The sequence below is a fragment of the Methanosarcina acetivorans C2A genome (assembly GCF_000007345.1).
In the GTDB taxonomy this organism is placed as follows: Archaea; Halobacteriota; Methanosarcinia; order Methanosarcinales; family Methanosarcinaceae; genus Methanosarcina; species Methanosarcina acetivorans.
This window is the reverse complement of the sequence record NC_003552.1, coordinates 4,297,422-4,312,070: the sequence shown is the minus strand read 5'-3', so window position 1 is coordinate 4,312,070 and position 14,649 is coordinate 4,297,422. Positions and strand designations below refer to the sequence as shown.

13 protein-coding genes are annotated in these 14,649 nt (G+C 43.5%); 11 read left to right on the top strand and 2 right to left on the bottom strand.

Annotated features, from left to right (window positions below; genetic code table 11):
• The first annotated feature begins 48 nt into the window (after positions 1 to 48).
• From MA_RS18220 to MA_RS18210, 3 genes are all read left to right on the top strand, one after another.
• A complete protein-coding gene (locus MA_RS18220; protein ID WP_011023408.1) occupies positions 49 to 396 on the top strand; it encodes a Sec-independent protein translocase subunit TatA/TatB in 348 nt (115 codons plus the stop codon).
• Between the two features lie 220 nt (positions 397 to 616).
• Entirely contained in the window at positions 617 to 931 is a 315-nt protein-coding gene (locus MA_RS18215; RefSeq protein WP_226990651.1) for a twin-arginine translocase TatA/TatE family subunit, read from the top strand.
• A 167-nt stretch (positions 932 to 1,098) separates the two neighbouring features.
• Positions 1,099 to 1,620 carry a Nudix hydrolase gene (locus MA_RS18210; protein ID WP_226990650.1) on the top strand — a complete coding sequence of 174 codons (522 nt, stop codon included), beginning with the start codon at positions 1,099 to 1,101 and terminating at the stop codon, positions 1,618 to 1,620.
• A 496-nt stretch (positions 1,621 to 2,116) separates the two neighbouring features.
• Here the strand turns inward: MA_RS18210 and amrS are convergent, their stop codons facing one another.
• Positions 2,117 to 3,175 carry an AmmeMemoRadiSam system radical SAM enzyme gene (gene amrS / locus MA_RS18200; RefSeq protein ID WP_011023404.1) on the bottom strand — a complete coding sequence of 353 codons (1,059 nt, stop codon included), beginning with the start codon at positions 3,173 to 3,175 and terminating at the stop codon, positions 2,117 to 2,119.
• Between the two features lie 251 nt (positions 3,176 to 3,426).
• On the opposite strand from amrS, the gene MA_RS18195 reads away from it, so the two are divergent.
• Entirely contained in the window at positions 3,427 to 5,523 is a 2,097-nt protein-coding gene (locus MA_RS18195) for an MASE3 domain-containing protein (protein WP_157860314.1), read from the top strand.
• A gap of 507 nt (positions 5,524 to 6,030) precedes the next feature.
• On the opposite strand, the gene MA_RS18190 is transcribed toward MA_RS18195, so the two are convergent.
• Positions 6,031 to 6,363, bottom strand: coding sequence for a hypothetical protein (locus tag MA_RS18190; protein WP_048065728.1), 333 nt, complete (start codon positions 6,361 to 6,363; stop codon positions 6,031 to 6,033).
• Between the two features lie 315 nt (positions 6,364 to 6,678).
• On the opposite strand from MA_RS18190, the gene MA_RS18185 reads away from it, so the two are divergent.
• The 7 genes from MA_RS18185 (at position 6,679) to MA_RS18155 (ending at position 14,375) form a co-directional block, all read left to right on the top strand.
• On the top strand, positions 6,679 to 6,927 hold the full coding sequence (locus MA_RS18185; RefSeq protein ID WP_011023401.1) for a FeoA family protein: 249 nt from the start codon (positions 6,679 to 6,681) through the stop codon (positions 6,925 to 6,927).
• A 13-nt stretch (positions 6,928 to 6,940) separates the two neighbouring features.
• Entirely contained in the window at positions 6,941 to 7,183 is a 243-nt protein-coding gene (locus MA_RS18180) for a FeoA family protein (RefSeq protein ID WP_011023400.1), read from the top strand.
• Positions 7,176 to 9,173, top strand: a complete 1,998-nt coding sequence (feoB, locus tag MA_RS18175; RefSeq protein ID WP_048065727.1) for a ferrous iron transport protein B — start codon at positions 7,176 to 7,178, stop codon at positions 9,171 to 9,173. The genes MA_RS18180 and feoB overlap by 8 nt, the downstream gene beginning before the upstream one ends.
• Positions 9,174 to 9,186: 13 nt before the next feature.
• Positions 9,187 to 9,642: a hypothetical protein gene (locus tag MA_RS18170; RefSeq protein ID WP_011023398.1), complete on the top strand. Its 456-nt coding sequence runs from the start codon at positions 9,187 to 9,189 to the stop codon at positions 9,640 to 9,642.
• Positions 9,642 to 9,953: a FeoC-like transcriptional regulator gene (locus MA_RS18165; protein ID WP_011023397.1), complete on the top strand. Its 312-nt coding sequence runs from the start codon at positions 9,642 to 9,644 to the stop codon at positions 9,951 to 9,953. The genes MA_RS18170 and MA_RS18165 overlap by 1 nt, the downstream gene beginning before the upstream one ends.
• 936 nt (positions 9,954 to 10,889) lie before the next feature.
• On the top strand, positions 10,890 to 12,626 hold the full coding sequence (locus tag MA_RS18160) for an ABC transporter ATP-binding protein (RefSeq protein ID WP_226990649.1): 1,737 nt from the start codon (positions 10,890 to 10,892) through the stop codon (positions 12,624 to 12,626).
• A gap of 15 nt (positions 12,627 to 12,641) precedes the next feature.
• Positions 12,642 to 14,375: an ABC transporter ATP-binding protein gene (locus tag MA_RS18155; RefSeq protein ID WP_048065725.1), complete on the top strand. Its 1,734-nt coding sequence runs from the start codon at positions 12,642 to 12,644 to the stop codon at positions 14,373 to 14,375.
• Positions 14,376 to 14,649 lie beyond the last annotated feature (274 nt).

Sequence of the window (14,649 nt, the reverse complement as noted above, 5' to 3'; positions counted from 1 at the left end):
CTGCCTTTTGCAAGAATTTTTATATTTGGTCGCTGATAATAACCGACAATGATAGGTTCCCTTGAATTACTTGCAATCCTTGGCGCTGCACTCTTTCTCTTCGGGCCAACGAAGCTCCCCGAACTTGCAAGGTCGCTTGGAGGTGCGGTAGGAGAGTTCAAAAAAGCCCAGAGAGCTGCTGAACTGGAGCTTACGACTTTCGATTCATATACCCGGAGAACCGAGGGGGCTACTGCCGGGGCAAAAGAGGAAGCAACGAAAAAAGAAACTGAAGACCTGAATACAAAAACTGGAGCGGACCAGAGCCTTAAAGACTCACTGGAAGCCAGGTCTTCCATTCCAGAAACGGAAAATCCCGAAGCTTCTGGAGCCAATGGAAAAATTCCGGAAAACTGAAGCTTACAATGCAGGTCAATATAAGAGTGAATAGATAAAAATCTGACAAATAATAATTGAAAAATAAAAGGTATATATAGTAGAAGTAAATCCTCATTCTCTACTAACAGCAGTATTCAGAATAATTTTTGTTCTACTAAAATTATTATAATTTGCTGACAAACATTATTTGCTGATAAGCCTGAAAAACCAGAAAAAAGTAAAAATTCGAGGTATAGATATGGTTGGCATGCCAGGTCCCATGGAACTGATGTTTATATTCGCAATAGCTATACTCCTTTTTGGGGCAAGCAAACTCCCGGAACTTGCACGGTCTATGGGAAGTTCGGTGGGAGAATTCAAAAAAGCCCAGAGAGAATCCGAACAGAACCTGAAGGATTTTGAGAAATCCTTAAAGGAACCCATAACTCCAAAGACCAAGGTACAGGAGACTGCTACAAAGCTCGGGATTGACATAAAAAGCAAGACCGACGACCAGCTGCTTGAAGAGATCCAGAAAGTCGCAGAGAAACCAAAAGAAGTCTCTGAGCCCTGAAAGCGTCTGAAAAGCTAAATTGTCATTTTTCATATTATTTCATCGAATTTCATTTTTTGAATTTCATTTTTTGTCTTCCCGAAATGCTCCCGAAATGCATACCTGCGTTAAAATACCCATGTTAAAATACTCGTGTTAAAGATCCAGAACTGACCCGGAGGTTTCCTGTGACAGAGTTGATCAGTGAAGTTGACAAAGATGATAATTTTCTTGGACTGCGCCCTAGGGAAGAATTTTATTCGGGAAATCATATTCACAGGGCTTCCCAGCTCATCCTCCTTGACCCCGAAAACAGAATGCTCCTTCAGAAGCGGGCTCCCGGAAAATACTGGTTTCCCAACCGCTACACCTATTCCGTAAGCGGCACTGTCGCAGACGAGTCCTACGAAGCCTGCATTGCGCGGGAAATGCTCGAAGAAATAGGAATCTCAGTCCCTTTCAGGAAATTGTTCAAAATCCCCTGCATCCTGGAAAACAAAGGAGCTTACCATACGGTATTCTCAGGCAGATGCTCGGAAGGAACTGCCAGCCTTATCCTGTATGACCCCGAGGAAGCCGTTTCCGTTGAGTGGGTGGAGCTCGAAGAACTGTACAGGGCTGTTAAAATCGAGCCTGACAGCTATACGCCTTCCCTGAAGGCAGGGATAATCAAAATCTTTGAAGAAGGGCGCGAAAAATATCTTTTCTGACATTTAAGAGGACTAAAAAGGACTTAAATTACAATATCTCTGACCAGTGCAACATCATTAGCTATATCGTGTCGTTCCTGTCCCCTTGACGCAGGAGAGCGTCTTTCCTACAAAACAGAAAGAGAAAAGTAAAAACTGTCGAGGGTACTTGTGAGCCGGAGCTACTCCAGCAGCTCAAATAGGCTGAAATTTCGGTCTAAGTCCTCTTTCAAATCTGTTCTCAGCTTTTTCTGCAGAGCCGCAAGACAGGCTGGCGGAGGCGCTGATGTTTACCAGAATTGAAAATCGGCTTCCAAGGTAAGAGCACAATATTCTCTCAGTCCAGAGGGGAGTTTCTTCAGTATAACTAATCTCCCTTAATTGCGGTGCCTGCTGCATGTAACTTTTCATCTGGCAGGCAGCCCGGCTCAGATCTCGTGCTACGCAGGAAGAGAAAAAAAATGAAAAAAATTTCCGGGATTCCGGAATAGAGCCGCCACTTAATCGGGGATCACTTTCAGTCTTCCGCTTCATTAAATTCCCGTTTTACATACTCTCCGATGATAGGAATATTCTCCCCGCAGACCGGGCAGGTCTTTTCAGGCGTAATTTCGTACTTTTCTATATCGAAAAATCCTCGGGTGATCAGTATTTTGCCGCAATTCGGACAGAAGGTATTATTGCGGTCGCTTCCCGGAACGTTGCCCATATAGACATACTTCATTCCTTCTTCCGTTGCGATTTTACAGGCTTCCTCCATGGTTTTTACCGGAGTTGGCTGGAGGTCCTGCATCTGGTACTGGGGGTGAAAGCGTGTAAAGTGGAGGGGAGTTTCAGGTCCGAGGTTTTTGTAAGCCCACTTCGAAAGTTCCCTGAGTTCTTCTGGAGAGTCATTCTGATGCGGGATGATGAGATTGGTTATCTCTACATGAATCCCGAGCTCTTTTGCAAGGGCAGAAGCCTCAAGTACCGGGGCCAGCTTTGCACTGGCAACATCATGATAAAACTTCTCGGTGAAAGCCTTGATATCGATATTGGCAGCATCCAGATAGGGTTCAATATGCCTGAGGGCTTCGGGAGTCATGTAGCCGTTGGTCACATATACTGTAGCAAGCCCGGCTTCTTTTGCCATTTTTGCGCTTTCGTACGTATACTCGTGCCAGATTGTGGGCTCATTATACGTCCAGGCAATGGACTTCGAGCCTGAGAAAAGCGCCCTTCCTACCAGCTCGTCCGGAAGGATATCTGTTGTGTAAGAGTCTTCAAGACAAACCTGAGAAATCGACCAGTTCTGGCAGTGCTTGCAGCGGAAGTTGCATCCGATAGTCCCCACCGAGTAGACATAAGACCCCGGATAGAAGTGGTAGAGCGGCTTTTTCTCGATAGGGTCCACAGCTTCGCTGGAAACTGTCCCGTAAATAAGAGAATAAAGATTACCTCCCCGATTTTCCCTGACTCCGCAGAATCCTCTCTTTCCGGGAGCGATTTTGCACCTATGGGCGCAGAGCCCGCAATGTACTTTGTCAGCTTCGAGTTTCTCGTAGAACATGGCTTCGCGAATCACAACAATCCCCATAGAGTGATTGTTTTTTTTGGGTAATAACGTTACTGTTGGAGATTTTTCCGTTCAACGAAAAGGAGCAGAAGAATCATGTTCTTAAGACAGTCTCTGCCACCGGTAACAATATCCATTCGAATTCAATGGTTTTTGCAATGTAAGCACTCAATCCTGATTTTTATATATCAGCCGGCATAAAATTCGAAACTACTTTATACTACAGTAAACAGATATATTTCCGGATGCGTTATGGGGAAAAAACATTTGATATGCCCCTTAAGTCTTCTCTTATCAAGCTGGGGTTATTCCTTATCATAGCAGGTTTACTTTACATAATCAGTCTCAAGAACTACCTGCTCTTTCGTATTGTGGTAAATCAGTTTAATGTCATAATCGCTTACATGGTTTTCATAATAGTATGGAAATCAAAAGTCATTTCGGAAAACCGGTACCTTACATTTGTCGGGACAGCACTTTTTTTCATAGCATGCCTTGGCTTTTTGCGTGCATTTTCCTATGAAAGAATAGGCGTATTTTCGGGATACGGGGCAAACCTCCCCGCCCAGCTCTGGATCTCTATAAGGTATATGGGAGGTGTTTCCTTTTTTGTAGCCCCTTTGCTTTTGACCCGTAATGTATGGGACGGAAAAAGTAATCTAAAACCTTCAGGAAATGACCTGTTTGCCCGGAAAGTTTTTCTTGTATATGCTATTATTACGGCAGCTCTTCTGCTCTCAATCTTTCATTACGGGAACTTTCCGGACTGCTATGTGGAAAACTACGGACTTACTCATTTTAAAATATACAGTGAGTATTTCATCTCTTTCTTATTCATATGTTCGTTGATGCTCCTGTACCAGAAAAGAAACAGCTTCGAAAAACATGTTTTCAGAATCCTTATGGCATCGATAGCGCTATCAATCCTGACCGAACTGGCTCTTACCTACTATACGTATACGGAGGAGTTTTTCAACTTTATCGGGCATATTTTTAATGTCCTGTCTGTTTACCTGATCTATATAGCAATCGTGGAAACGGGGTTTGAGGAACCTTGCAGCCTTTTTTTCAGGGACCTTAAATTCAGGGAGGAAGCTTTCAGGAGGGAAGCTACTTTCCTGAAGGACGACCAGGGACGAATTTACAGGATGCTTGGACTGGAGAAATGTACGCCTGCCGGTGAACCTGCATACGAGGATCTGCAAACAAAAGCTGAACATTACAGCTCCCTGCTGCAGAACGTACAGGGGATTATCGGCTTCAGACTCGATGAGAAAGGCGTTCCGATATTTATGGAAGGGGCTGTGGAAGCAATCACAGGTTACGGAAAAAAAGACTTTATTTCCGGTAAAATGAAGTGGACCGAAATAGTTGTACCTGAAGACCGACCGCTGATCCTTGATAGTATGAAAAAAGCAGAGTTAAGCCCGGAATCCTCGCATGAGCTGGAATACAGGGTCAGGAGAAAAGATGGGGAAATTAGGTGGGTCAGGGAAATTATGCAGCCCCTTCCCGAGGATTCCGGAATGCCGGGGCAATTCCAGGGCTTTATTCGTGATATCACCCAGCGTAAAATGGCTGAAGAAACTCTTTCCAGAACAGAGGAAGCCCGCATAAAAGAAATCCACCATCGAATTAAGAATAATCTGCAGGTGATCTCCTCGATGCTTAGCCTCCAGGCGGAAAAGTTCAGTGACGAAGAAACCCTTGAAGCCTTCAGGGAAAGCCAGAACCGTGTAACTTCCATGGCCTTGATTCATGAGGAACTTTACGAAGGAAAGGATATGGAGACTCTTGATTTTGCAGTTTACCTTCGCAGGCTTATCGGAGACCTTCTCAGTTCATATACCGTAGGAAACAGGGAAATTGACCTGAAACTGGACCTTAAGCAGATTTATCTGGGAATGGATACCGCAGTTCCTCTCGGCATCGTCGTAAATGAACTGGTTTCGAATTCCTTAAAGCACGCTTTCCCCGCAGGAAAGAGAGGAGAAATCCGTATAAGCCTCTCAAGATCGGAGAATTACGAAAAAAGACATGAAAACGGTAATTTCGAAGTAGAAAGGTACATCGAAACGGGCTCACGGAGCATAGAACCGGATGAAATGGGTATAGAGAAAAGTGAAGAGGGAATAGTAAGGTGTTCCGGGAGCAAAAGGGGCATTGAAAAGAGTGAAAAAGATCCAGTGTTTATGCTGATCGTAGCTGATAACGGAAATGGATTTCCTCAAAATATCGATTTCAGGAATACGGATTCTCTTGGACTCCAGCTTGTAAGCATTCTTGTAGAACAGATAAACGGGAGCATCGAACTTAACAGGGATGAAGGAACGGAATTCAGAATCCTGTTCGGAAAGGTAGGAAATTGAAAGCGAAAATAAAAACATAATCAAAATGGCGGGGCTCACCCCGCTGCAAGCAACGGGTATGTTCGCGCCCCTGCTCCGAAAATCTAAAAAAATAGGTCCTTTTAAAGCTCACACTCAAAGAATCGTATCTTTGACTGGACTGTGAGGAGCGGAAAATATCTCGCTTTGAAGCTCTTTTTTGCGCCCTTCTGGATCAGGTCCCCGTTCCCGCAGGATATACAAAAAGAGGATCAGACCAAGCCCGTTTACCGGAAGAATTGAAGGGAGGCTGTTCCTAATTACGTTAAGGAGATCCTCCAGTGGATCCGGATAGACAAGTAGCGGGAAAATGACCAGAAGATGGAGGCATTCATTCTACCGGTACCCCTAAAAAATGACCTTGAAGTAGTTAAGTTTCCGCTTTCAGAGAATCGAAAAGCCTCCTCCAACAATCCCTGCAGCAATGGTGGCAACCGCACAGGGAAGTCCAGCCTCCCGGAGAATAGCGATAGAGCCCTCCTATCAGTCCTACAAGACCTCCAAGTAAGTAAGGGTCTCCCAGCACAGTCCGGCAATCATGGGGCCGAGATCCCTAAAGTTGATAAACGCCTCATCAAGGGGAATGACCTGAGTGGCCCCATAAATAGAAAGTGTGCGAAAACCCCTGAAAATATCTTCCTCCTGTGCAAGCGTGTAACGGGAAAGCCCCTCTATCAACTTGTAGACAAGAGCCACTCCGATGACTCGGAGAATCCTGTATCCGGATGTTACCCCGGAAACAAGCAGGTCCGGATAACTGTCAACACTCATGTGAACCGTAAGAATTAAAGAAGGCCCCAGGAAAAACAGCAGGTCAAGCAAAAACAGCTAAACATCGATTTCAATTAGCAGTTATCTGTTTGGTCTGCCTGCGGCAAAAATGTATGGACTCCTTTTTTCCCTTGACCCGCAGAAATTCATTTTTCAGGGAATAGCTTTGCAAATATCGGGCTGAAAGAAACAGACTCAACCGGTTGTACAAGATTTCCAGATTCTTCCAAAGAATATTTTTATAAATAGATAATAATTCATTTGCCCACAAAATTTTCGTATATACGAAAATTTTAAATATTTACTATTACATTTCAAGACTAAGAAAAATATTAGGTTATCCGAAAATTAAAGGGTGAGATAAAAATGATAGAAACGAGAGATAAAACCCTGAATATGCTGGAAACAGGCCAAAGAGCCCGCGTTATCCAGGTAAGAGGAAGAGGGAGTTCCCGCAAACGGCTCCTTGATATGGGTATGGTTCCCGGGACAGTTCTGAATGTCACCAAAAAAGCCCCATTGGGAGACCCTGTGGATTTCAAGTTGAAAGGATACAACCTCTCTCTCAGGAAGACTGAGGCAGAGGCAGTTGTTGTTGAAGTACTGGAGGATTAATTTGACCGCACGGATGCCTCTTACCATGCTTTCGGAAGGGAAAGGCTGCAGGATCAAAGAAGTTCGAGCAGGTCTGGAGCTCAAGAGAAGGCTGACAGAAATGGGTTTTACGCCTTCGTCTTCTGTCCGGCTTATAGGATGCGAGAGAGGGAATCTGCTTGTCAACGTGAATGGAGCACGTTACGCCCTTGGAAAGGGTATGGCTATGAAAATTATGGTCGAACCGGATCCGTGTGAAGGTGTGGAACTTGGTTGAGAATAAAATCAGGGTTGCACTTGCAGGAAACCCCAATGTGGGCAAGACGACCGTTTTCAATGCTATTACCGGGGCCAGGCAAAAAGTGGGAAACTGGCCAGGAGTAACGGTCGAGAAAAAAGTAGGTACAAAAGAATATGCTGGGCATGTCCTTGAAATTGTAGACCTTCCGGGAACCTACAGCCTCACAGCCTATTCGGCAGACGAAGTTGTTGCCAGAGATTACATCCTTGAGGAAAAACCGGATGTTGTAGTCCAGATTCTTGACTCGACAAACCTGGAACGCAACCTGTACCTGAGCACCCAGCTACTGGAAATGGGAACGAATCTTGTCTTTGCTCTGAATATGTCCGACCTTTCGGAAAGACGAGGAGATGAGGTAGATATCCTCAGGCTTGAAAAATTACTTGGAACCTCTTTGATAAAGACAACGGCAAACGAAGGCAAAGGTATCAACGCCCTCCTTGACGCAATAATCACAAAAGCCGATTCCGAAGCACACTTGCCTCATGAGATAGGGTACGGGAAAGATGTTGAAGAGAAGATACGTCATCTGGAAAATATTCTCGTTAAAGACATGACCCTTCTGAACAGATACCCTTCCAGATGGTTGAGCATAAAACTACTCGAAGGAGACGAAAATGCTCGCTCAAAACTTTCTCAGTCAAGTGTAAAGCCTGAAGTTGAAAAATTCCTTTCCGGCCTGGACCCGGAGGGATACGAAGCTGAAATGGCCGATAAGCGGTATGAGTTCATAAGCAGTATACTGTCTCAGGCATGTACGACCTGTGTTGAAAAAATGTCACCTTCCGACATGGTCGATAAGGTACTTACAAACAGGTATCTTGGAATACCTATCTTCCTTACCCTGATGTGGGGTATGTTCGAACTTACCTTTACCTTCGCCTCTCCCTTCATGGAACTCATAGACATGTTTTTCGGTTCGCTTGCCGAAACTGTTGCTGCAAACATTGATTCTTCCTGGCTTGCATCCCTGCTCGGAGATGGGATAATTGCAGGAGTGGGATCAGTTATACTTTTTGTACCCAATATTTTCATCCTGTTCTTCCTCCTGGCTTTGCTGGAAGACAGCGGATATCTTGCAAGAGCCGCCTTTATTATGGACAGGTTGATGTATTCAATGGGACTCCAGGGGAAATCTTTTATCCCTATGCTTATGGGCTTCGGATGTTCGGTCCCGGCTATTATGGCAACTCGCACCCTTGAAGATGAAAAAGACCGCCTTATTACGATGATGGTTACGCCTTTCATGTCCTGCGGAGCCAGGATGCCTGTGTACGTGCTGCTTGCAGGGACGTTTTTCGGGAAACAGGCAGGATCGGTTATCTTCGGGCTTTACGTGCTCGGCATAATTGTGGCAATCCTGTCTGCCAAGCTATTCCGGAGTGTCATTTTCAAAGGCAAACCTTCTTCCTTTATAATGGAACTGCCTCCTTACCACTTGCCTTCGGTCGGCAATTCCCTGAAACATATGTGGAACCAGGGCTCTCTTTACCTGAAACGGGTAGGTACCGTGATCACCGGAGGAGTGGTGATTATATGGCTACTTGCATACTTCCCGCAGGGAGTCGAATACGGAAGTGCGGAAAGTTACATAGGCAGCCTGGGAAAACTGATCGAACCTCTCGTAGCTCCGATAGGGTTTGACTGGAAAATTGCAATTTCCCTAATCTTCGGGTTCCTTGCCAAAGAGGTTGTCCTCGGTTCTCTCGGTACCCTATACGGCACAGGGGAAGATGAAGGAATATTGTCTTCGACTCTTGCAGCAGACCCTACATTCACACCCGCGATTGCACTCGGGCTCATGGTTTTTACCCTGCTTTACGTACCCTGCATAGGAGCAGTTGCAGTAATCAAAAAAGAGTCGGGATCCTGGAAATGGATGCTTTTTGCAGCAGCTTATTCGACAGCTGTGGCGTGGATAATGGCCTTTGTGACGGTAAAAATAGGGAGTAACATATTGGCATAAAGAGGCGATGTAAATGGAAAATAAGAAGAAAACTCTAACCTATTTTACCCTCCTCTGGGGGATAACCTATCTGGTAATCGGAGGCCTGCAGATTTTGAAAGGAGCCGGGCTTTTGCCTGAAAACTTTATAACTGCAAACCTGCTTCCTCCGGAACTTGCCGGAGGGCTGGTACTTGTAGTCATAGGGGCGGTTTACTTATACGGAACTGTTGAACTTTCAAATGGTTCCCTGGAAGGAAGAGCCTACGCATATGTAGGGATCGTACTTTCCATGCTCTTCGGAGCTCTGTATTCCCTGAACTTTATTGCCGACCTTATTAATGCGTGGGTTTTGTTTGCGGAGGGATTTGAGGAGTGGACACCACTTGTAGATTTCAAGCCTGCACTGTACCTTGGCCTGATTTCTTTTGTAATATACATGGGCTGGGAAAATAAATTCAAACTTCAGGAAAGGGGGGAACCAAGATAATGGTACTCGGATACATATATGTACTGAAACAGATGGAAGAAGCGGAAAAGAAAGGCAGTATCTCTTTCAATGAGATTTCGAGACATTTGAAAATGAGTACGCAGCAGCTTAAAGGTTTACTCGAAATTATGGAAGGAATGGGACATGTTGAAAAAGTTACGGAGACAAATCCTGACTGGTCTTCTTCCTGCTCCGGCTCCTGTAAAAATTGCGGGTGTTGCGAATGTTCAGGAAAAATTACCTTATCAAGCGGTAAAATTTACAGGTTGACCGAAAAGGGACGGAGAGTTTGTCACAACCGGACAGGCTGAACCCGAAAAACCTTTGTAAAAAAATCTTGATGAACAGAAACCGGAGATTTCAAAAGCCTGAGAGCAGCCTTCCTGAACTTAAAGCTGCATAGACAGACCAAAAAGCAAACAACCGTACAGGATCAGTAAAGACCTGAAATAAAAAACGAAAGTCGAAAACAGACTTTAAAGCTTTAAGACTACAGGTTACAAAGCAGCCAGGGCTTTGAAATTTTTCGGCTCAACGGAAAGGAAGACCGGACAGAGACGCCTCCCAACCTGGAAAATTCCCGGGAAATTAGATCCTGTCTTCCGATCCACAAAATATCCCGGTACTTATAAACTGAAAGAATAAATTTCAATTTTTGTGCCATAATTACATTACTCTTAACTGGCGGTACAATAATAGAATACGAGCTCGAAGAAGTCGAAAGGGATTACATAGAATTCAGAAAAGAAATGGGAAAGAATTAAACAGGAAATCAAAGTTGCGCTGGCGCGCCCCGCTGCAAGCAACGGGGTATGTTCGCGTCCCCGCTCAATATTCCGTTAAAGAAAGCAATAGCCCTGAACAATTTAGTTTAAGCAGAAGTTAACAACCAGAAAATGGAATTGATAAAACATATTATCATTAACGGTTACCGGGTAAGTATTCCATTCCCGCAGCAAGCTAGCGGGGTATTCAACTGAAATAAAAAAACGAGAACTGAAAACATTCTTTAAAACTTTAAGCCAATCGGTTGCAAAATGACCAGACTTTACTCTCCCGAACCAATGGGAATATTGAATATAACCAATTAGGGTCCAAGTATTCAGGAAGTCAAGCTACAGTCAAGAAGCTAAATAATGCAACATTAGGTGAGCTACAAAGTGTTTTCTTTGTTGCTGCAATTACGAGCGTGACTATAAATGCCGAAAGAGAAAAAAATTTTTATTTTAAAAAGGTTCACGCCTTACATGGGCAAGAAGAAAGTACTTTTGCCATTATCATTGGTATTGTCGGGAATTTCCGCAGTTCTTAACATCTTGCCTTTTGTGCTTATATGGTACATAACACGTGATATATTATCAGCTCCCCAATCGATTGACATTTCAAATGTCAGTTTTTATGCGTGGCTAGCCTTTGCAAGTGCAATAGGAGGAATAATAGTATATTTTTGCGCACTTATGAGCTCGCATCTTGCGGCTTTTCACGTAGAGGTCGGGATACAAAAAGTTGGCATGAACAAAATAATGTCTATGCCGCTTGGTTTTTTTGATAAGCATTCAAGCGGGAAAATACGAAAGATTGTAAATGACGGAGCGGGAACAACTCATACATTTTTAGCACATCAGCTCCCGGATATGGCAGGCAGCGTCGTCTCCCCCATTATTCTTATAGCTCTGACTTTTATCGTAGACTGGAGAATGGGACTTGCTTCTTTTGTTCCAATTATTTTGGGCTTCATAACAATGAAGTTCATGATGAACTCCGAAGGTAAAAAATTTCAAAAAATGTATTTTGATTCTTTAGAGGAAATGAGCTCCGAATCCGTGGAATATGTCCGCGGTATTCCGGTTGTAAAAACATTCGGCCAAACAGTATTTTCTTTTAAGCGGTTCTATGACAGCATAATCAAATATAAAGAGATGGTTCATGCGTATACCCTTCTTTGGCGAAAACCAATGTCATTTTACACCGTAATTATGCAATCAGCCGCATTCTTTTTAATTCCAGTGGCTATCTTTTTAATAGGAAGAGGAGAAAACCTTCCCCTTGTGCTTGCGGACTTTGTTTTTTACATTCTGATATCGCCAATTTTCACTATGCTTTTGATGAAATCGATGTATTTTCAGCAAAATACTTTGATTGCGGAGCAAGCCATTGACAGGCTGGATAACCTATTAGATTATCCAAGCATGAGCCATAGCGAAAACACAAAAAACATCCAAAATCACAGCCTGGAGTTTAGGAACGTAGCGTTTTCATATGAAGGAAGCGACAAACGCGCCGTCGATAAAATCAGCTTTAAATTAAACGAAGGTGAAACGGTCGCACTTGTAGGTCCTTCAGGAGGCGGAAAAACAACCATTTCCCGGCTGGCCGCTCGCTTTTGGGATGCAGATGAAGGCGCAGTATTAGTCGGAGGAATAAATGTCAAGGATATTCCTAAAAAAGAACTAATGGACAATATTTCCTTTGTTTTTCAAAACACCAGGCTGTTTAAAGGTTCACTAAAAGAAAATATAGTTTTTGGAAAAGATAACGTCGGAGAAGAAGAACTAAATAAAGCAATTGATTTTTCGCAGTCAAGAGAAATTATCGAAAATCTCCCTGACGGACTTGATACGATAATAGGCTCAAAAGGAACCTATCTTTCAGGGGGAGAACAACAGAGAATTGCGCTTGCCAGAGCCATGGTCAAGAATGCTCCGATCGTGCTTTTAGATGAAGCCACTGCCTTTGTAGACCCTGAAAATGAACATTTAATCCAAAAAGCTCTTAAGGAGCTTAGCCGTGGCAAAACAACTCTTATGATTGCACATCGTCTTACCAGCGTACGGGAGGTCAACAGAATTCTGGTTATCGAAAGCGGAAGGATTGCAGAGGAAGGAACGCACGCAGAGTTGCTGAATAAAGGTGGCATCTACAAAACCATGTGGGATGAATACCAAAAATCTGTTGCCTGGAAAATTGCCGCAAAAGCCAGGTAAACTAAGGAGGTCAATATGATAAAATATTTTCAAAATAAATATGCTATGTCTGAAAAAGGCGCAAAAGACCTTCTTCACTCGATAATCTGGACCGTAGTGATGGACATCAGCTTTCTGGCTCCGGTAATCCTCAGCTTTTATTTCCTCGATGAACACATAAGCTCCCTGATAAATTCTTCAACCAGCCAGAAAAGCAGCTTTCTCTACTACGTTATTCTGTCTGCCGTGTCCTTCCTGATAATGTTTGTTATCGCCACCTTTCAGTACGACTCGGCCTACACGAAAATTTATGAAGAAAGTGCTCAAAGACGGATCAGTCTGGCTGAAACGCTAAGAAAGCTTCCATTAGCTTTTTTTGGCAAAAAAGATATTGCCGATTTAAGCTCTACCATCATGGAAGATGTAACACAGATAGAGACGCTCTTTTCCCATACGGTTCCCCAGCTTTATGCAGCGGGATTGACTCTTCTGATCATGGGGATGATGATGTTTTTCTATAACTGGGAGCTGTCCCTTGCCGTATTCTGGGTAGTTCCGGTTGCCGCCCTGGTTTTTTATCTTTCGAGAAAGTTTCAAAATAGTACACAGGTGAGAATATATAATATAAAAAGAGATATCTCGGATAATATTCAAGAGGGACTTGATTCAGTCCACGAAGTAAAGTCCTACAACAGAGAAGAGGCTTTTTCAAAGGCGTTAAACGCAAAGTTGGATAACTACGAAAAGTTTTTGATCAAAACAGAGCTTTTGATAGGCGCATTCATCAACCTTTCTTACGCTGTTTTAAAGCTTGGTCTTCCCAGTGTCATATTGGTCGGAGCATATCTTTTGTCAACCGGGACCATAAATATTTTTACTTACATTGTTTTTCTTGTCATCACTGCGCGCATTTATAATCCGATTACGGACGCTTTGAACAACTTTGCAGCGCTTATATATCTCAACGTGCGGATAAACCGCATGAAAGAGATGGATGGAATGCCAAGACAGGAAGGAAGAACTGAATTTCATCCGAAAAACTACGATATCGAATTCAAGAACGTGGACTTCTCCTATCAAGACGGTGTGCAAACATTGCAGAATGTAAACTTCACCGCAAAGCAAGGTGAAGTAACGGCGCTTGTAGGACCTTCCGGCGGCGGGAAAAGCACGGTTGCAAAGCTGTCTGCTCGTTTCTGGGATATCGACAAAGGGGTCATCACCATGGGCGGAGAAGATATCTCCAGGGTTGATCCTGAAACCCTTCTGAACAATTTTTCAATCGTTTTTCAGGATGTTACGCTTTTTAATTCAAGCGTTATGGATAATATCCGTCTTGGGAAGGAAGACGCACCGGATGAAGAAGTAATGAAGGCGGCACAACTGGCCCAATGCGATGAGTTCGTAAAGAAGCTTCCGCAAGGATATGACACCTTAATAGGAGAAAACGGAGAAAAATTATCGGGAGGCGAAAGACAGCGTATATCAATAGCCAGAGCAATACTAAAAGACGCTCCAATTATCCTGCTTGACGAGGCTACAGCATCTCTTGATGCGGAAAATGAGAGCAAAATCCAAAGAGCACTCAGTGAGCTTATAAAAAACAAAACCGTTTTGATTATTGCGCATCGTATGAGAACAGTTTCAGGGGCTGATAAGATTGTTGTCATTAAAGACGGGGTTATCGCAGAAACAGGCACACCTTTTGAATTAAAAGAAAATCAAGGAATTTTTTCCTCAATGTTAAAGGCGCAATATCAAAGTAATTAATACTTTTGGGATGTGAATTAGGACTGCATCCTGCTGTCCGGCAGGAATGTAAGAGGGTTCACACTGGAGAGTCTGCTCTCCAACATCAACAAGGTATTCCAGATATAGTGAACGGTTTTAAGGTAAGTATTTGCCGTCCAAATAGCGGAGCATATCGAATTAGTCCTATGAAAAAGTTAAAAATGTTTAGATTTTGAAGTGTCTTTTTGAGGATTTGAAAAAATCTGGCACTTAAGGTGGAGATAGAGGATAAAATTAACAAACTGATGAAAAT